A 19923-nucleotide genomic window follows, 5' to 3' on the forward strand; every position below is an offset into this window, starting at 1 on the left:
ATGTCGCCTCTCGCGCTGCTGAAGTATGTAACGTAATGTCTGATAGATCAGCAACTTTTGATCGTCCATACTTCGTAATGCTAATTGTCTTCGTTCCATTTTTCTTCGCTAACCCTAACACTTTCGCCACTTCATTCGTCTCACCGGAAAAAGAAATGCCTACAACAACATCTTTTTCACCTTTATTGGCAACCGTTGTAGCGGCCATATGTAAATCCGAAAAAGCTTGAACATGCTTATTAATTCTTACAAACTTCTGTTCTGCATCTTTGGCAGCAATATATGAAGCACCAAACCCTACAAAAATAATCGATTCAGCTTCAATTAAGCACTCGATCGCTTGTTTCAAACGCTTCGAGTCCAAAATATCGACTGTTTCTTTTAACGTTTGCATCGTATTAGCTGTTGCTTTTTCGATAATGTTATCGAAACTTTCATGCGGCTCTATATCGCGGTAGTCTGTAGATGACTCTACTTGCAAGTCGCCTGCCACACGCAACTTAAACTCTTGGAAACTTTTAAAACCTAACGACTTACACATACGTATGACCGCTGCACTACTCGTTTGGCTCGCTTTGCCAAGCGTCATGGCCGTCATCTGAATCGATTCCTCAGGATTTTCAATGACATATTCTGCAATCTTACGTTCAGAATTAGGCAAGTGCGCAACCATCTCTTTTAATATAATTAATCCACCTTTTAAATCAGACAAAGACCTCATCTCCCTTTATTTTTTGGCGTTCACGCCGGTTTTTTTGGCGCTTGTGAAAATAATTTGGCGCTCGCAGGTACTTTTTTGGCACTCACAAAATTAATTTGGCGCTCGCAGGTACTTTTTTGGCGCTTACACTGATTTTTTGGCGCTCACAGATTTTATTTGGCGGTAAATTTTATCAGCGTTCACCCGATTTTATCAGCGCTCGAGCTAATTTATCAGCGATTAACCAAGCTTTATCAGCGTTCGTAAAATTTTATCAGCGTTCAGACCAATTTATCAGCGCTCACCACCGAACTGCTTTCAATTCAACACCTTCACACCGCCTGATAACAGCGTCACATTCGGATGGTCATGTAAAATGCTCGCTGGGAATTGTTCATCGACTTCACCTTGTAACAACCGATTGACTGCTTCTTGTTTATCTTCGCCGTAGACGAGCAAAATAATATGTTTCGCCTCCATGATCGTTTCAATCCCCATCGTAATCGCTTTTTTCGGAACTTCGTCTAAACTGTTAAAAAAACGAGCGTTTGCTTTTCGAGTCGTCTCGGCTAAATCAACAACATGGGTACGCGACGAAAATGGCGTGCCTGGTTCATTAAAGCCGATATGACCATTATGCCCTAAGCCGAGTACTTGTAAATCGATGCCGCCGTGCTGTTGTATGAGCTGTTCGTATCGCTCACACTCGGCCGCTAAATCAGCCGCCTCTCCATCAGGTATATAAGTTTGGCCAACACGAATATGTTGAAATAAATTCTCCTCCATAAAACTTCGGTAACTTTGCGGGTGATCGGAAGAAATGCCGACATATTCATCTAAGTTAAACGTCACCGCTTGCGATAAATCAGCTGAATGTTTGATTAACTCCTTATACATTCCTTTTGGCGTACTGCCGGTTGCTAAACCTAAAGTTGAATTAGGCTTTTTCTCAACTTGATTCATCATTAACTCTGCCGCTGTTTGACTAAAATTTTCATAACGATTCGCTTTTATGTGCTTCATAACTGATGACTCCTTTGCAATACGTTGAATGAATATTAAATTGATCATCAACTAATAAAAAGTCAGCATCTTTCCCGACTGCAATGCTGCCTTTCAAATCCCACACTCCATATTGTTTAGCTGGATTTTCAGCCGTCATTTTAATCACATCATGAAAGCTAACTTCACAAAGACTCATCATTCGTTTGACCGCTTCATCCATCGTTAAGACACTACCTGCAAGTGTTCTGTCAGTTAAAGTTGCGCTCTGACCCTCAACTGTTACAGTATGACTACCTAGCGTGTATGTGCCATCACTCAAGCCTTTCGCACGCATCGCATCTGTAATCATCAATATTTTGTCCGGACCTAACGTCTTATACAAAATTTTGACCATATCATCTGAAACGTGAATGCCATCGACGATTAATTCACTTTTCAACTCATCCATTAACACCGCCGCTCCAACGGCACCAACCTCACGGTGATGGACGCCATTCATCGCATTGCACAAATGTGTTAACTGCATTAAGCCTTCACGACAAGCTTGTTCAATGTCTTGAAAACTCGCGTCTGTATGCCCTGCGGATGCGATCACGCCTCGTTCATCTAAAAAACGAATTAACTGACTAGCACCTTCTAATTCTGGCGCTAACGTCATCGCTTTTACAGCACCTGTATCAACCCAGCGCTTCGCAACGTCTAGATCTGGCTCAATAATACACTCTGGCGGTTGAGCGCCTGCTTTTGACTTTTCAATAAAAGGGCCTTCTACATGAGCGCCGAGAACTTCCGCTTGCCCTTGTTTCGAGGAATATTGAGCGATCGTAGTTATGACTTGGTCTAACTCATCTAGCGGACTCGTTAAAGTCGTTGCTAAAAAAGCCGTTGTCCCTTCTTTTGGCAAAGCTTCAGCAATATGCTCTAAAGCTTCTTCAGTACCATCCATTACATCAAACCCAGAAGCACCATGGATATGGGTATCAATAAAACCCGGAACAAGGTTCAAGCCTTTTCCGTCGACTGCCATTTCATCTTCCAATGGCTCGTGATGGGTCTCGGCAATGCGCCCATCTTCTACTGTCATCGCACCGTCAACAATGACCTCATCTTCTAAATATAAATTAACGTGATTAATTGAGAACATACAGAGCTCTCCTTTATATGTTAAACTTTTATTTTAATAAACATTAATAAAATTCGTAATATTATTTTAACATATTCGAATTCATATTATAATAGAGACAAGAAAACTTTACTTAAAGGAGTGCTTCACATGTCTAAGGCATGGCTCGATGAACTAACTGAAGTCGTCGGTGAACAACATATTCAAACGAAAAAATCGTCACTCATCGCTTATTCATTTGATGCAACACCTAACTTTCAAGCGCTACCAGACGCTGTCATCTCACCGAAAAGCACATCAGAAATACAACAAATCGTTAAAATTTGTGCCAAGCATCATATCCCTATTGTACCCCGAGGGTCTGGAACAAATCTAGCAGCTGGCACTACCCCTACTCAAGGCGGTGTTGTCATCTTATTTACCAAAATGAACCAAATTATAGAACTGGATGAAGATAATTTAACGATCACCGTTCAGCCCGGCGTCATTACAGAAACCATTTGCCACACTGTAGAGGAAAAAGGGTTATTTTACCCACCTGACCCAAGCTCGATGAAAATATCAACGATCGGTGGCAATATTAACGAAAACTCTGGTGGTTTACGTGGGTTAAAATACGGTGTTACGAAAGACTACGTACTCGGTCTAGAGGTCGTACTAGCAAACGGCGAAGTCATTCGCACAGGTGGGAAACTCGCTAAAGATGTCGCAGGTTATGACTTAACGAGTCTACTAGTAGGATCGGAAGGCACTTTAGGAATTATAACGGAAGCAACGTTAAAATTAATTCCAGAACCTGAGTCAAAACAAACATTACTAGCAACCTATGATTCTATTGAAAAAGCAGCCGAAACAGTCTCTAGCATTATCGCAAACAAAATGACACCCGCAACACTTGAATTTATCGATCAACCGACGATTAAAGCTGTGGAAGACTTCTCACAAGTAGGACTGCCAACCAATGCCCAAGCGGTTTTACTCATTGAACAAGATGGGCCAGCACAATTAGCTGAACGTGACATTCAAACGGTCGAACAACTTGCCGTGACACATGGCGCAATTAACACTTCAATCGCCGAGACAGAAACAGAAGCGCACAATTTAAGAGAAGCTCGCCGAACCGCACTATCAGCACTAGCAAGACTTAGTCCAACAACCATTTTAGAAGATGCAACTGTCCCGCGTTCTGAAATCGCGACTATGGTTAATGCCATTTACGACATTGCAAAAAAACATAACGTCACGATTGCGACTTTCGGTCATGCAGGTGACGGCAACCTTCATCCGACATGCACAACCGACTTACGCGACAAAGACGAATGGGAACGAGTCGAGCAAGCTTTTGAAGACATTTTTGAAAAAGCGATTGAACTAGGTGGAACAATTACAGGCGAACACGGTGTTGGGGAAATGAAATCCCCTTATTTAGAATGGAAAGTCGGCGAACAAGGACTACAAGTGATGAAACAACTGAAGCAAGCTTTTGATCCACACAATATTTTGAACCCGGTCAAAATGTTTGCTAAATCAACACGCAAAAGGGTGGTGGTCAAGTGACGTCACAGTCGATTACACAAGCCTTTCAAGAACGCATTAGCGAAGGTGAGTTACTGAACTGTATGCGGTGTGGCTTTTGCCTACCTGCATGCCCAACTTATGTCGAAACACAAGATGAAGTCCACTCGCCACGCGGGCGAATTTCACTTATGATGGCTGTTCGTAACGGTGAAATTGAGGAGGTTGAAGAAGTTGAAGACTCTCTTAACGTCTGTTTAGGCTGCCGCGCTTGTGAACCAGCTTGTCCAGCAGGCGTTAACTATGGCCATATGTTAGAAGAAGCACGGGCGATTTTTCATGAACATAAAAAAGTGCCACTGAAAGAAAAAGCATTGCGTCAAACAACGTTGAATACACTTTTTCAAGATCAAAGTAAAATGGAGAAAGCCACGAGTTTACTAGGCTTTTATCAACGATCAGGCTTACAAAAAACGACTCGTAAACTTAAAGTGATGAACTTCTTCCCTGAACATATGCGACAAATGGAGCAAGTTTTACCGAAAATCACGAAACGAAAAGACCGACAAGACGCCGCTCACTTCCCAAGTGAAACAGAATCAAAAGCAACGGTCGCTATGTTCCGCGGTTGTCTAATGGATACGATGTTTTACGAAACGAATCAGTCGACGATTAAACTATTAAATAAGGCTGGGTGCGACGTTGTTGTTCCAGACACTCAGGGCTGTTGTGGGGCGCTACACGGTCATAGTGGTGAAAAGAATGGCTCGATCAATCTCGCTAAACAAAATATTCAAGCCTTTGAACAAGTTGAAGCTGACTACATTATAACTAACGCTGGTGGTTGCGGCGCCTTTTTACACGACTACGGCCGCTTACTAAAAGATGATGACGAATGGTCAAAACGTGCTCAGCAATTTTCTAATAATATCGTAGACTTTTCATCTATATTAGTCGATTTGAATTTCGTGGAAGATGCGAAGCTTAAAGTAGACCGACAAGTCGTCACGTATCAAGATTCGTGTCATTTGCGGAATGTCATGGGCGTAAGTGAAGCACCGCGTAAGCTCATTCAAGCTATCGAAAACGTTGAGTACAAAGAAATGCCCCAAGCCGATCAATGTTGCGGATCAGCAGGAATTTACAACTTAACCCAACCTGACATGTCGATGCAAATTTTAGATCATAAAATGAAAAAAGTTGAAACGACCCAGGCGACGACGATTGTGACGACGAACCCTGGCTGCCTTCTACAAATGAAACTTGGCATCGAGCGGCAAAATCAATCTGAACAAATTCGCGCTGTTCATTTGGCTGACTTATTATTAGAAGCTTGTTACTAGAAAAGCTTGATAAATTTTATAACGCTTGGATTTAGTGATCCAAGCGTTTTTTGTAATGTTGTAAACTATAGCTAAACTCTTGTCCCGTTATTTGAATTGGAAACACCCTAAATAATCCCTAATTCTTTTTGAATCTTATGTTTGTAATCAATATATCCTTGGTCAAAACCTGGGTTTTCATTTTCAATTTTGCTCATTTTATAATCCCATTGTTTTATTTCAAAACTGAAGATACCATTTTTAACAGTAGGATCATTTTCAATGAATTTAACAACATCCTCTTCCTTGGCAGCATCAATAACTATTGCTCCTCCAGTTGAACCTCCAAATGGCCCAGCTAAGACTATATTTCCTTTATTATATTCGGTTTGAACATACACAGCATGTTCAGGCATAAACGGTTGATTATGTAATACTACACCATCTCTCCAATTTTTAGATGGAGTTAACAATATCAGGTATCTCATCGACATTTCCCCTTTAAAATTTTCGTTCTAGTCCCCGTTTGTTCAAGAAGGTTTAGTTATATTTAAAAATACTAGAGTAATTGAGAAGAACAAACTTTACAACGTTATTAAATTATATTTTGTAACTTATTTTACTTTCCCACTTATTCAACTTTTCACTAACTAACTTTCGGAACTCTTCTTCATCCTCAGATAACTTATAATACATAGCTAATGCGACCAACACAACATCGATACATTCCTCTTTTACATCATCGATCCCTAACTGCTTATAGTCACTCCCACTTGCTTTAAGGTATGATAATACAGCCTGAGAAGTTTCACCGACTTCTTCAGTTAACTTTAGTGCCATTTGTTCTAACGTTTTGGGTTCCCTTTCACTAAGTGATTTTATTTCTGTTAGCAATTGCTCCATGTTCTCTCACCTCTATTAGATTGCTACTTACCATTTATGTATAACATTAAACTCATTATAAACTGCTCACCAATAGGACCCATTTTCCGCCTGCCTGTATCCCTATAACCTATTTTAGAGTACAGTTTCTGAGCAGGAATGTTCTTATGATTCACAGCCAATACAATTTCGTTACAGTTAGGAAATTCAGATTTAACAAAATCATTTAATAACAACATAGCCTGTTTAGCATATCCTTTTCCTTGCTTTGCTTGATTAATAGATAATGAAGTTAACAACATTGCATTGGGGTTATCTGTATACTCCTTTACACGTTCCGTTGAATGTAATAAAAAGAATCCTACAGGCTCATTTTCGCTTACTATAACAATTCTAAATTGACCTTCTGTGACCTCGGAATATTTGCTCGGTAAAGCAGTGAATTGCGCTTGCTCTTCAGGAAGTTCAAAAGATTGTAATTCATCTAAATATTTATCCGAAAAATGCTCTAACTTTATTTGATTAACTATTTTCATAGGACGGTATTCCCCTTTACATTTTTTACATATTAACACAGTGAATGTTATTCTATATCTCACTCAAATGCATTTTTAAAGTGCGCTTAACAATATAGACTTTTTACACTATTTTGCTTTTAAGTTGATCTACACAAATCAAAATCGTTATTAAACTCTTGCCCCCGATAGTTTAATAGGACTATCATAACTTTAAGCAAACTCTTGATTTGCAATTTTTTTATTATCAAGGTGAATATCCCGCATACCATCAAAGAATTTAAACTTCTTGCGGCAATGTAATTCTAAATCTTCACTATTGGTCATTAGATGTTCTAAATAATATTGTGAAAAATTCAATCTACTTAACATTTCCTGTTTCTCTTCAGTTATAAAACCATGTCCAGGTATATGATAATTAATATTGTGGTGATGTAGTATATAATTAGCTTTTTTCATAGTCTCAAGATAGTCACTGTAACTACTGAATATAAATGGGAATTCGACATCAGAAAGATAATCGCCCGAAAGGAATATACCTAAAGGTTCAATAACAGTAAATAAGCCATCATTTGTATGCCCTGGTGCTTTATAAAAGGTTAACGTTACCTCACCTAATCTAATGCTCTCACCATCAAGTGAAACTGAGTGATCGACTGTTGGATATATGGGGTCATAATTTCTTTCTAAATAGTAATCCTGGTCAAACTTATGAATTTTCTTAATAGCTTCATCTTTATGGTAATTATTCTTCAACTCTTCAGTTGCAATAACCTTTGATTCTGGAAAAGCACCAGAGCCAATGATATGGTCAAAATCGCTATGGGTGTATATTATAAAAAGCTCTTTATTTCCTAAATGTTTATCAATGTAATTCCTAATACTTTGTACTTCATGAGGTAACCAATTTGGATCTGTCATGATAATTGCTTCATCAGTGTGTATTAAAGCTGAAGTAGTTATATAAAGTGAACTTTGGAATACTGTTATATTGTTTTGATCATATTGGATCATAAAAAATCTCCTAACTAAATTTAAAAATCTTTAGGAAACACTTGTATCATTGACTCAAAGAGTGAATTTCCTTGTTAAACAAATGCCCCCATTACTTCAATATCATATGTATTATTTTCTATGCATTACAAATTGACATTCACTTTCAACAAATTCTTGATAAGTTGCAATTTCTTTCACATCTGACTCTTTCGGAAACCCCTTTAAATCAACAAATATAAGATAGTAATCCTTTTTAGAAAATTCCTTATGAAGTCCTTCTCCATCTAATATACAGGTAGTTTGAAATAGGGCACTACCTAATGTATTATTCTCAATAAAATAAGATTCTCCATTACCAATTTTCCAAGTCAATCCTTTTATATTAGTACCTTCTAATATCTCAAATAAATACTTTCCATAAGTATTTGGAATTTCAAAAGATAAGCCTCTCACTTTTAATCCCACATTACTCTTTTTTATTAACCTGCTCACGTTACTTTAAGAAAGGATGGATATTTTTAATTTGCTTATAATGATGACAATCGTGTTTAGCTAACCCATATAAATAATCATATAATGATAGTTTAGATGCTCCAATGTAGAACTGTCTTACCCATAATTCATCTGGTATTTTTAAAATCTCATCATACAGCTCTTTCCTTATTAAGATAAATTGATTTAAAGTATCTTGTTTACTCTCTTTTCTACTGATTGAAGATGATTCTGAGTTTTTTTCGGCGGCATCTGGTCCTTTTGGGAGCTCAACATCCGAGAATAAATAAGGTAAACGGTTTTTTTAATAACAAACTCATCCCAAGGCTTGAAGTGACCCATTATCTCTGCAATTGTCCATTTATCTTCTTTTATTTGTGTTCTCCATTGTTTTTCACTTAAAGAATACAATGATTCTGCAAATTCTATTGCATTTAAATGGTGATCTAAAATATCATTCTTATACTTATTCAAAAAGTCACTCCGTTTCTTGTCATTTGATTAAACTTCTTCAACTATCCTGCTTCGGTAGTTAAAGAATTCATTAAATTATTCTAATAACCACTCGCTTCCACAAAGAAGAGACTGACCTTATTGAACAATCGCCCCATTTGTAAATAAGAAACTCTTATTCATGTATCTTAACCTCTTCATTCTGACAACAATACTAAACTTCTTAGTAAGCCAATGCTCATCTAACTCAACATTATAATTTAAATTATGAGCATTGCTGTTATCTACATAAATTACTGTACTGTGAACAATGAATTTTTCGTTTGTACTCCTTATTCTAAGGTACTCGCATCCAAAAAGTTCTTCGTTGTTCCATACTATTTTTCCATGCATGTACACTCCCCCATTAATTTCTAAATCAAAAAGGCTTTAGAAGTACACTGTTTCGTTAGTTCAATGTCTTCCACACCAATGTTAACATAATATTCCAATAATTGTACCAATAAAAAAGACGACTAATTTTCTTAATCGCCTCTTTATACTCTTGCCCCTGTTACAATTAGAATGGTTTTATTTCTCTTCTACATCCACAACAACATTTCCAAACAATTCCTCGCCAAAATATACTTTTAATTTCCATACCCCTGCACTTGGTAGCATCATCGTGGAAGGAATGTGATGGTCCGCCCCGTTGTTAGGTGAAAGAGAAGTAGAAGCAGCGGCAGCGGCAGGTAACTCAAGAACAGTCATTTCTTCACCTGTTTCTTTATTGATTCCAAGCACCTTAAATGGTTGTGTTAGTATTTCTTGTTCCCCCCAAAAATGCCACATATATTTTTGGGTTTCACCTGCTATAAAAGGACCATACTCTCCAAATCCAAGTTCCCCATTATCTCCAATACGGAAAATGAAATCACCCGTTTGCCCATCATCCGTATTTATGACTTCAATATCAAGTGTCGGACTTTCTTCCCAACTTTCCTCGGTCTTTTGATTCGTCTCATTTGAACAACCAATAACATTAATAACAACCAAAAATATAATTACAATAAAGAAAAATCTTTTCACTCATTTCCTCCCCCGAACCGATTAACTATTTAAGTTTATTTCTTCATCCTTCTCGTAGCCAGTAAATTGTACAAAAAGATAGTTAACTATATTCCTTTTTAACTTCAAATTTCATTTGATGCAGGAATTCTGCCCAGTTTGTTTTACTATTATTAGAGTTAGCACTAAGTATAATCCACCAGAAATCAGTTTTCTCTGTTTTTTAGTTGTAGACGATTTAGAATTGGAAATCCCCTTCCTTCATTAGGAGGACTTCAGTTCCACCTTCTTTAATGCCCACTACTTTCATATCTTCGGTGCCAAAGGTCACATTGACTAACAAAAGTGAAGTATTCAGACCGGCTGCTGTCAACTCTTCCTCGGATTGGTCAATGCCATTTTGAATATTGGAGGGAGATGCATTTCCGATTCCAATATGACAGGACGTATTCTCATCAAACAAGGTATTGTAAAAAAGAGTATCTGTCTGAGCAAGAGGAGATTTATTAGAGACCAAGGCAATTTCACCTAGATAATGTGAACCTTCGTCTGTTTCGATGAGATTTTGTAACACTTCCTGTCCCTTTGCGGCATAATAGTCGGTAATCCGTCCATCTTTAAAAATTAGATAAAATTCATCGATGACACTTCCCCCATAAATAAGAGGTTTTGTACCGACCAATTTGCCATTTACTTTATTTTTATGGGGAGCAGTAAATATTTCTTCGGTAGGAATGTTAGGAAAAAAAGGTACTCCATTTTGATCTGTGACACCCCCACCAATATAGAGGTGATTTTTAGGTAGACCAACTAATAAATCAGTTCCACGGCTATTAGTAAAATGCAGGGCTTCATATTGGCTCTCGTTTAGGCTTTTCTTGCGAGACTCGAAGGCTCTATTGTGACTCTCCCAATCTTTTATAGGATTTTCTCCATCTGCTCGAGCTCCTTTTAAAATTAATTTCCATAATGATTGTAAAGCTTCTTCTTCATTTACGTTTGGAAAAACTTTAGTTGCCCATTCAACGTATGGAACAGCTAGAAGACACCAGCGGACCTCGTGGGACCTAATTTTCGCATGATAATCCCTCAATTTTGTGCGGGAAGCTTTTTGAAAACGATTAATTCTTTCTGTAGAAACCTCCTCAAAGACACCTAAGTTTTCAGAAATGATATGGATGTAAGCAGCACCTGCATCATCCCACTCCTTAAAACGAGCAGCTTGCCAATCAGGATAGTAGTCGATGGCACTATCTGCTGCATTTAAGTAAAATTCTTTGGTAGACTGTTCATCTGTCCAATCTATATAAACATTTGAAGCTCCTGCCTTGTAGGCTACCGTTTGGATCAGACGTGCAAATGTTGCATTTTGTATATCACTATGAATAATCAATAATTGATCTTTTTGTAGATTGACACCAGCTCGTACAGCAAGTTCTGCATACTTTTTTAACTGTGCTTCACTTATAAATTCATATATATCTTTAATCATTTAATATCTCTCCTGTGATGCTCTTGTTAATTTTCACTACAAACCCCTAATCTACTTCACACTAACCTATTTCATTAGTTTAGTAGCTTCTATAACAATGTTAACATAATATTCCAATAGTTGAATCAATAAAAAAGACGACCATTTTTTTGATCGCCTTGGTTATAATAGATCTGAAGAATATAACTTTTAGCTGAATTTGTAGCATACATTAGGTAGCATTTATAAAGCTTCAGCAACAAGTACGATTACAGATAGATTATAGGTACATAGCAGCGCCTATAAAAAACAGAAAAAAATGAGTTATACATAAACATAGCATTGTCCAACCTTTTCCTAAAATAGCTGAGCCAAAGCCAATGATAGGAAAAATAAAGATCAAACCTAAATAAATTAGATTTACTAGGGATGTAGTCATATGCTGATCGAAAAAAACTACAATTACTGCGAATAAAATAAATAAATGCAACATCAAGTATGAGGTTTTATGAAATTTCTTTTCGTAACCCTCAACCCATTTGTGCGCTACTAGAAGGTAAAACTCATTATCTTTATCTGATTCTTTTAAATCAGATGCATTTAAGGAAGATACTAATGACCTAAAAGATTTTGATTTTATTTTAAGATTTTCGAATGCTTTGTTATTTGAATTATTTGCTTCTTTTTTTTCATTAAAATAATCATCAATTTCTTTTATGAATTCGCTAATTTTTAGATTGCGAGAGTCCTTATGTGATTTAAGAAGAAACCTACGTTTCAATAACATGTATATAACGAAACGACTAAACCACGAGTAAATACGAGGAATTATCTCTTTTCTAAGCAATTTTACCACCTTCTTTTTATTTAATTATATTGAGAGAAAAAAATAGATTCTATTAACACACTGATCAAATCCAAAACTCAAAGGAAAGTTATGCGCTCCCTAATTGTTTTATCGCTGCATCAACCGCGCCCATAACAGGTTCACGTTTCAACAATTTTAGATGACTGCTTGAAGGAATACGACTTTTCAACAACTCTGGCAAAACATCTTCCCTTTTAAATAAACCACCAGCTAGAATCACCGTTTGATGTTGTTGAAAATGTTCATTTAACATCGTATTAATCGAACGTGCTAAGTCATTGGCCGCTTGCTCAACAATTTGGTTCGCATGGGGATCCTTTTCATCATAAGCTTCAAAAACGACACGGCTAAGTGATGCGATTTTTTCCCGTGGACTACTAGATTCATAAACTGCTGGAACTAAATCGGGCACGACATCAACTTGAAAGTAAGCCGACACTTTGTCAGCTAGTTTATAAGCATCCGTTTTTCTGTCATGTGTATGGAATACTTTCCTCAAAGCCGCTTCACCGATCGCATAGCCACTTCCTTCATCACCGAAAAGATAGCCCCAGCCACCAATTCGCGAAGCTTTACCTTCTTCGTTAATGCCATAAGTAATCGAACCTGTCCCAGCGATTTGCACAATGCCTGGCTCCCCATAAGTCCCTGCATACAGCGCATTGATCGCATCATTGGCAACTATGACACGTCTATTCGGCAAGCACTCAGCAAACACGGACTCTACTAATTTACTTTTTTCAGAATCACCTGAGCCCGACATGCCCGCAAAAACGAGCTCTACTTGATCGAAAGCTTCACCGTTTTGCTCTTTTAACTGATCAAACATATGTGATGCGGTCGCTTTTAATTGTTCTCGACTAACCGCATTCGGATTAGTCGGCCCTACTGTCACTTCGGCATAAACTATTCCATGCTCATCTGCAACGACCGCTTGTGTACCTGTTCCACCACCATCGATTCCTAAGACGATTGCCATAAACTCAACCCCATATATTCGAATTTACTTTTCATTATGTGTAAAGGCTTTCAAAAAAGCAATAGCAGATTGCACACAGTTAATCTATTAATCGTGTGCACTTTTGCTATAGTTTTTGAAAGCGCTTTTTTATAAAATAAGATTAGTAGAAAGGATGGTTGAAATGGCAGAGTTAAAACTTAACAATATTAATAAGTATTATGAAAAAGATGTACACGCTGTTAAAGATTTTAATTTAGATATTGGAGATAAAGAATTCGTTGTATTTGTCGGTCCGTCTGGTTGCGGTAAATCAACGACATTACGTATGATCGCTGGATTAGAAGATATTACATCAGGTGACCTGATGATTGACGATCGACGCGTCAATGATGTCCCACCGAAAAACCGTGATATCGCGATGGTTTTCCAAAACTACGCGCTTTACCCGCACATGTCAGTATTTGATAACATCGCATTCGGCTTAAAGCTACGTAAATTTAAAAAAGATGTTATTAAAGAAAAAGTAGAAGAAGCTGCAAAAATTCTTGGCCTAGAAGATTACTTAGATCGTAAACCGAAAGCCCTTTCAGGTGGTCAGCGCCAGCGTGTTGCACTAGGACGCGCAATCGTACGTGATGCAAAAGTGTTCTTAATGGACGAACCATTATCAAACTTAGACGCTAAACTACGTGTTCAAATGCGTACAGAAATTCAGAAGCTTCACCAACGTTTACAAACAACAACGGTCTACGTAACACACGACCAAACGGAAGCGATGACAATGGCAACACGTCTAGTCGTCATGAAAGATGGCGTTGTTCAACAAGTCGGTTCTCCGAAAGAAGTATTCGATTATCCAAACAACGTATTCGTAGGTGGATTTATCGGGTCACCGGCTATGAACTTCTTTAACGGAACAGTTGAAGATGGTGCATTTAAAGTTGGAGATGTGTCGATAGAAATCCCTGAAGGTCGCATGAAAATTTTACGCGATCAAGGCTATGTTGGAAAAGATGTTTCGATGGGCGTTCGTCCTGAAGACATCCACGACGAGCCAGTCTTTATCGAAAACTCACCAGGCACAGCATTCGAATCAAGCGTCGAAGTAGCTGAACTAATGGGATCTGAAACTTACCTATACTCTCGCCTAGGCGAGCAAGAATACATTGCACGCGTTGACGCACGTTCACAAGTAAACGCAGGCGACAGCGTGAACCTAGCAATCGACATGAACAAAGTCCACTTCTTCGATGCAGAAACTGAAGAGCGAATTAAATAGATTGTGAAAAACTGCCGTCAAGGCAGTTTTTTCGTTTTGACCGTGCATCACGAATGGATTGGAATTAGGCGAACGTTTAATTAATTAGGCGTTCGCTCAATTATTTAAGGTTTCGCCCGATTATTATAATTTTCGCCTAATTATCGAGATTTTCGCTTAATTATTTAAAAAATCGCCTAATTCTCAAATAATTAGGCGATATCACTATTTCTATTCTACACATCTTTCACACATCGAAAGCCGACATTTCCTGATGAGCTGTCTGGTGTGTTGGAAGTGCGTGCTGCAACTCGGTATCGATTGCAGTAGGAGTCGTGGCATAAGTACGATCCGCCTCTCATCGCCTTCGCATCTGCCCCATCTACCTGATCTTCCTCAGCTGCAAACGAATCCGCGCTCCACTCCCATACGTTACCTGCCATTTGATCAAGTCCAAATCCATTACTTTGATAGGCATTGACTGGTGCTGTCGCTAAAAAACCGTCTTCCATAATATTTTGTGTTGGGAACTCTCCTTGCCAAATGTTACACATATGTTTACCGCCTGGTATCAGCTCATCCCCCCAAGGGTAACGCTTTTGCACGAGTCCGCCACGTGCCGCGTACTCCCATTCCGCTTCAGTCGGCAACCTTTTGCCAGCCCACTTGCAATAAGCGTTCGCATCATTCCACGACACGTGAACAACTGGGTGCTCCATTCGTTGGTCGATATTCGAATATGGCCCTCAGGTTGGTACCAATAGGCTTTTTCAACGACGACCCACCAAGGTGTATTTGGCACGCGCTGTCTAGCAAAAGGTACATTTTCCCCTTTTATAAACTTATGAAAAACGAACGACCAACCATACTGCTCAGCCTCTGTCACATACCCTGTCTCATCGATAAAAGCTTTAAACTCGCGATTCGTTACCACTGTTTTGTCGATATAAAACGGATCGACAACCACTTCACGAACTGGCCCCTCCCCATCATGAGGGTTAACGTCGTGATCGTCAGAGCCCATTAAAAATGGACCACCATTAATATAGACCATCTCTTTTTCAAGGTCACACGCGCTTCTAGAAATGTCTGCATAATGGCATTCACCCGTTGGAAAGTCTACCTTCACTTGTTCACGCTTTGCACTACAGCAAGATTTTTCTCCACTCACACCAATACCTCACTTCTAACTCGGCGTTCGCCGGAATATACATCGATTTCGCAGGAAAAATTTAATTTTCGCCGGATTATTGAAAATTTCGCCGGAATCATGTTAGCAACCGCCGATAAACGACACTAACCGACAACCAACCTACTCATTTATATCATAAATAAAAGCAGGGACGAACGCGAGCGCCCCCACTTCTGTTCACTACTTTTTACGACTTTCGTAATCGTCATCAACCGATTCCCATTCTTCTGCTTCATATCCTGGTACGCGCCCTTTTAACAATGGATCATCGCTTGCTTCCATCCATTGATCGACTTTCGCGCGCAAATCAGCTAACACTTCACGATAAGCCTCATCACTAGCTATATTATTTAATTCAGCCGGATCAACCTCTAGATCATAAAGTTCTTCATCAACATTCGGCACGTAATACTCATCTCGCACGACTTCGCCAGTTAAGCTCGTATGCAGATCATAAGGCATATAAACTTTTGGCCCGTCTTCGAAATTGCGGATGTATTTATACTTCTGAGTACGAACGCCACGCATCGGGTGATACTTATCGTGCCACGTCATTTCAGCGAAAAAGTGATCACGCGTCTGTTCGACTTCCCCCTCAATTAACGGCAAGAAGCTCACACCGTCAACGCCTTCAGGAACTTTGCAATCGACTAGATCAAAAATCGTCGGCATTAAGTCAACGTTACATAATAAGGCATCTGACTGGTAACCTTGTTCGTACATGCCTTCAGGGAATTTCATTAAAAAGGCTGTTTCAAGCCCTGAGTCATAAAGCGTTCCTTTTGCACGTGGGAAGGCGATGCCGTGGTCGGTTGTAAAAATAATAACCGTATTATCGTCAAAGCCTTGTTCTTTAATGGCACGTTTAATACGCCCAACCGCGTCATCCATATCCATCCCCGAACGGTAAAATTGCGCAAAGTCTTTTCGTACTTCTTCTGTATCTGGTAAATAATCGGGTAAAACAACTTCGTCTAAATCAACTGGCTCATAGTCGTCAAATGGGCGATGTGTTTCTTCAAAGCCAAGTGAGACATAGAATGGCGAGTCGTCATTACGCTTATTTTCTTCTTTTAAAAAGTCAACGAAGTGATCCGTCACCTCTGCTGCCCAATTGCCAGGCACTTGTTGATAATGTTGATACCCTAATTTGTACGGGTCGAACTCATCGTTTACAGACTCGTGATAAAGCCCAATTAACGACGTCCGGTAGCCAATTTTATTTAACTCAGAAGGAATCGTCTCCAACTGTTCATATATCGAATGTCCCATATGTGCAAGGCCCATCATACCGTGATTGTGACCGTAACGCCCAGTCATAATACTGCCACGGCTAGGACTACATTGCGGTTGTGAGCAAAAATAATTGTTAAACTGTATACCTTCATTTGCTAACTCATCGATTTCTGGCGTCTCAACATTTCGGCCGTATGTGCCTAAATAACGCCCTGTGTCATGCGATATAATAAAAACGATATTCGGTCGCTGCATGATGCTACACCTCTCTTAAAGTGATTTGGCAACAGGTGAATCTACTGTTAACTGCAATTTCTCATCGTAATGGCCAATTGTGACGTCATCACCTTCAACTAACGTGTAAACAACTTGTCCATTTTTTAACTCAATATTAATTAAACGGCCACGGAAGCGTAAACTAAAGGAAAAGTCATCCCAAGCAGCTACTTGTCTTGGCGCGAAGTTTAGCCCTTCTTCTTTCACACGCAGTCCGGCAAAACCGTAAACCATCGCTAACCACGTGCCACCCATATTTGCCATGTGCAAGCCGTCTTTCGTGTTTTTGTGTAAATTATCAATATCTAAGCGGGCTGTCTCATTGAAATAATGATAAGCCTTTTCGTCATGGCCAAGTTTTGATGCCATAATACTAAATACACAATATGATAAAGACGAATCGTGCGTCGTTACGCGCTCGTAATAGTCATACGACTTACGGATCGCCTCTTCATCAGCAAAATCTTCTACTAAAAAGTGAGCGAGCACAGTATCTGCCTGCTTACACACTTGATAACGGTACAACGTTAATGGATGATAATTTAACAACAGTGGATACTCTTCTTCAGACGTATTGTCTAAGTCCCACACTTCTTTATTTAAAAATGTATCATCTTGCTCGTTAATGCCTAGTTCTTCATTGTAAGGTAAGAACATATTCTCGGCCGCTTCATTCCAAAAAGCTGCTTCTTCAGCCGTAACACCTAGCTTTTCAACTAACTCACGGTCTTGAACATCTTGATAAATTTTATAAGCCCATTCCATGTTATATTTCGCCATCGCGTTCGTGTAATAGTTATTGTTTACGATACACGTATACTCATCAGGACCTGTTACATTATTAATTAAAAACTTCCCGTCTTTCATAAAGCCTGTGTCAGCCCATAGTCTCGCTGTTTCAATAAGCACTTCTGCTAAATAATCTTCTTTGAACTGCTCATCTTTTGTCACTAAATAGTACTGAATGAAGCTGTACGCAATGTCAGCACTAATGTGATATTGCGCCGTACCTGCTGGGAAGAATGCTGAGCTTTCAGGACCTGTGATCGTACGCCATGGGAACAACGCACCTTGCTTATGCCCCATCTCTTTCGCACGCGCTCTTGCTGCATCCAACGTCGAATAACGATGTAACAGTAAACCTTTTGCGATCTCAGGGTTCGTCATTAAAAAGACAGGGAAAATATAAATTTCCGTATCCCAAAAATAATGCCCTTCATACCCTTCGCCTGAAAGACCTTTTGCTGAAATATTGCTCACAGAATCTTTTCCGACAGACTGTAGAAGGTGATATAAGTTAAAACGAATCCCTTCTTGTAAACTGTCATCACCTGATACTGCAACGTCAGACACGCGCCAAAATTCGTCTAAATAACTTTTTTGTTCTGCTAAAATCGCATCAAAACTCGCTAACTCATTTTGAATTTCGATCCCTTTTTGTAAAAGATCTTCTCCGTGACGAAGTGTATCCGTATAAACGTTATACTTAACTAAAGACGCACCTTCACCACTGAACGTAAACGTCTCTGTCACTTCATGATCACCACATTTTACTTCATGCACACCATCATGCTCATGACGCGTCACACAAGCTACTTCTATATTCGAACGCTCAGTACGCGCTTTAATTTGGGTTAAACCTGATTCATTAACTGCCTGATCAGCGTATAAAAGTTTCGCATGACCAGAAGCCAGACGCGGGTCACCTTTTTCAACGTAGTTCGTCACATCTCCATTCACTTTAGAAATAAGCTTAATTTCTTTTATGTCAGTAACCGGCTCGACATCTACTTTGATCGCGAACAATTCTTTCGTCGCAAAAGAAACGACACGCGTAAACGTTAACTTCGCTTCTTTTCCATTCGGCGAACGCCAATGAATGTGACGAACAGAATAACCTTCATCCATATGAAGTGTACGATCGAAACTGACGATTTCACCTTCAAATAAGCAAAAACGTTCACCATCGACCAAAACATCAATTGGTTGTGCGTCGGTCACGTTCGCTAATTTTTGTTGAAAATCAGGAAAACCGAATAACTTCTCCCCGTACTGAATGTCTGTTTCTTCATGGAATGCATTAATGTACGTTCCGTGAATTGATTTATAATCATCACGATAGCCTTCTTCAAAGTTTCCTCTTACCCCTAAGTAACCGTTACCGAGGAACATAAGACTCTCGTTAACTAAAAGCTGCTGTTCATCTAAAGCTGTATTTGATAACTGCCAAGTCAAAATCGACACTCCCACTCTATAAAAAATTCCGTGACACCGCTTGATTCGGATTGGAAAATTATGTTTTATCAGCGATTTTTTAATTATTCCGGCAAACGCTCGATTTACTCCGCTTTCGCACTCACTCTGAAGCTCTGATAAGCTTGAATAATCGCATCAAAATCAAGTTCAGTCGTATTATCGACGCGGTATTCAGCGTGAGGTAACGCCTCAGCTGTTCCGACACCGACAGAAAACATTCGAGCACTATTAACTGCTGTTACGCCAGATGGTGCATCTTCAATTCCAATGGACTCAACATAATCGACACCAAAATAATCCGCTGCATTCGTAAACGTCTCAGGATCAGGTTTACCTTTGGACACTTGTGCTGCAT

At 39.1% G+C, this 19923-nt stretch carries 20 protein-coding genes and 1 pseudogene; 3 read left to right on the forward strand and 18 right to left on the reverse strand.

The annotated features are described in order from the left end of the window. The 3 genes from A194_RS0105950 to nagA form a co-directional block, all read right to left on the reverse strand. On the reverse strand, nt 1–712 hold a 712-nt coding region (locus tag A194_RS0105950; RefSeq protein ID WP_017185944.1), incomplete at its 3' end, for a MurR/RpiR family transcriptional regulator. Between the two features lie 306 nt (nt 713–1018). Beyond that, nucleotides 1019–1723, reverse strand: coding sequence for a glucosamine-6-phosphate deaminase (nagB, locus tag A194_RS0105955; RefSeq protein WP_017185945.1), 705 nt, complete (start codon nt 1721–1723; stop codon nt 1019–1021). Continuing rightward, a complete protein-coding gene (gene nagA, locus A194_RS0105960) occupies nt 1695–2849 on the reverse strand; it encodes an N-acetylglucosamine-6-phosphate deacetylase (protein WP_017185946.1) in 1155 nt (384 codons plus the stop codon). The genes nagB and nagA overlap by 29 nt, the downstream gene beginning before the upstream one ends. Nucleotides 2850–2978: 129 nt before the next feature. On the opposite strand from nagA, the gene glcD reads away from it, so the two are divergent. Then, nucleotides 2979–4385, forward strand: a complete 1407-nt coding sequence (glcD, locus tag A194_RS0105965; protein WP_017185947.1) for a glycolate oxidase subunit GlcD — start codon at nt 2979–2981, stop codon at nt 4383–4385. Then, nucleotides 4382–5686, forward strand: coding sequence for a (Fe-S)-binding protein (locus tag A194_RS0105970; protein ID WP_017185948.1), 1305 nt, complete (start codon nt 4382–4384; stop codon nt 5684–5686). The genes glcD and A194_RS0105970 overlap by 4 nt, the downstream gene beginning before the upstream one ends. A gap of 107 nt (nt 5687–5793) precedes the next feature. On the opposite strand, the gene A194_RS0105975 is transcribed toward A194_RS0105970, so the two are convergent. The 11 genes from A194_RS0105975 to A194_RS0106025 form a co-directional block, all read right to left on the reverse strand. Beyond that, on the reverse strand, nt 5794–6153 hold the full coding sequence (locus A194_RS0105975; protein WP_017185949.1) for a YciI family protein: 360 nt from the start codon (nt 6151–6153) through the stop codon (nt 5794–5796). 112 nt (nt 6154–6265) lie between these two features. Further along, the gene (locus A194_RS0105980; protein WP_017185950.1) at nt 6266–6568 is read right to left on the reverse strand and encodes a MazG-like family protein; all 303 of its coding nucleotides are present in this window, start codon (nt 6566–6568) and stop codon (nt 6266–6268) included. 23 nt (nt 6569–6591) lie between these two features. Beyond that, nucleotides 6592–7083, reverse strand: a complete 492-nt coding sequence (locus A194_RS0105985) for a GNAT family N-acetyltransferase (RefSeq protein WP_017185951.1) — start codon at nt 7081–7083, stop codon at nt 6592–6594. 192 nt (nt 7084–7275) lie between these two features. After that, the gene (locus tag A194_RS0105990; RefSeq protein ID WP_017185952.1) at nt 7276–8076 is read right to left on the reverse strand and encodes an MBL fold metallo-hydrolase; all 801 of its coding nucleotides are present in this window, start codon (nt 8074–8076) and stop codon (nt 7276–7278) included. 111 nt (nt 8077–8187) lie between these two features. Next, complete coding sequence (locus A194_RS17545; protein WP_017185953.1) at nt 8188–8511, reverse strand: DUF2691 family protein; 324 nt, start codon at nt 8509–8511, stop codon at nt 8188–8190. Between the two features lie 225 nt (nt 8512–8736). Next, nucleotides 8737–9024 (reverse strand): hypothetical protein, encoded by a 288-nt coding sequence (locus A194_RS19345; protein WP_029425025.1) that lies wholly within the window; start codon nt 9022–9024, stop codon nt 8737–8739. A gap of 117 nt (nt 9025–9141) precedes the next feature. Next, nucleotides 9142–9396, reverse strand: coding sequence for a putative glycolipid-binding domain-containing protein (locus A194_RS0106005; protein ID WP_017185954.1), 255 nt, complete (start codon nt 9394–9396; stop codon nt 9142–9144). A 177-nt stretch (nt 9397–9573) separates the two neighbouring features. Continuing rightward, the gene (locus tag A194_RS0106010; RefSeq protein WP_017185955.1) at nt 9574–10071 is read right to left on the reverse strand and encodes a DUF4871 domain-containing protein; all 498 of its coding nucleotides are present in this window, start codon (nt 10069–10071) and stop codon (nt 9574–9576) included. A 217-nt stretch (nt 10072–10288) separates the two neighbouring features. Further along, entirely contained in the window at nt 10289–11542 is a 1254-nt protein-coding gene (locus A194_RS0106015) for an aminopeptidase (RefSeq protein ID WP_017185956.1), read from the reverse strand. 259 nt (nt 11543–11801) lie between these two features. Next, on the reverse strand, nt 11802–12368 hold the full coding sequence (locus A194_RS0106020; protein WP_017185957.1) for a hypothetical protein: 567 nt from the start codon (nt 12366–12368) through the stop codon (nt 11802–11804). Nucleotides 12369–12456: 88 nt separating this feature from the next. Further along, nucleotides 12457–13368 (reverse strand): N-acetylglucosamine kinase, encoded by a 912-nt coding sequence (locus A194_RS0106025; RefSeq protein WP_017185958.1) that lies wholly within the window; start codon nt 13366–13368, stop codon nt 12457–12459. Nucleotides 13369–13531: 163 nt separating this feature from the next. On the opposite strand from A194_RS0106025, the gene A194_RS0106030 reads away from it, so the two are divergent. Further along, nucleotides 13532–14629 carry an ABC transporter ATP-binding protein gene (locus tag A194_RS0106030; RefSeq protein ID WP_017185959.1) on the forward strand — a complete coding sequence of 366 codons (1098 nt, stop codon included), beginning with the start codon at nt 13532–13534 and terminating at the stop codon, nt 14627–14629. A gap of 215 nt (nt 14630–14844) precedes the next feature. On the opposite strand, the pseudogene A194_RS21440 reads toward A194_RS0106030, so the two are convergent. From A194_RS21440 to A194_RS0106050, 4 genes and pseudogenes are all read right to left on the reverse strand, one after another. Next, nucleotides 14845–15779, reverse strand: a pseudogene (locus A194_RS21440) (formylglycine-generating enzyme family protein). Between the two features lie 201 nt (nt 15780–15980). After that, nucleotides 15981–17291 (reverse strand): sulfatase family protein, encoded by a 1311-nt coding sequence (locus A194_RS0106040; RefSeq protein ID WP_017185961.1) that lies wholly within the window; start codon nt 17289–17291, stop codon nt 15981–15983. Between the two features lie 15 nt (nt 17292–17306). Next, nucleotides 17307–19547, reverse strand: a complete 2241-nt coding sequence (locus A194_RS0106045; protein ID WP_017185962.1) for a glycoside hydrolase family 65 protein — start codon at nt 19545–19547, stop codon at nt 17307–17309. Nucleotides 19548–19651: 104 nt separating this feature from the next. Beyond that, a partial coding sequence (locus A194_RS0106050; protein WP_017185963.1) for an HAD-IA family hydrolase occupies nt 19652–19923 on the reverse strand: 272 nt, incomplete at its 5' end.

It is taken from the genome of Alkalibacillus haloalkaliphilus C5 (assembly GCF_000269905.1).
GTDB lineage: Bacteria > Bacillota > Bacilli > Bacillales > Alkalibacillaceae > Alkalibacillus > Alkalibacillus haloalkaliphilus_A.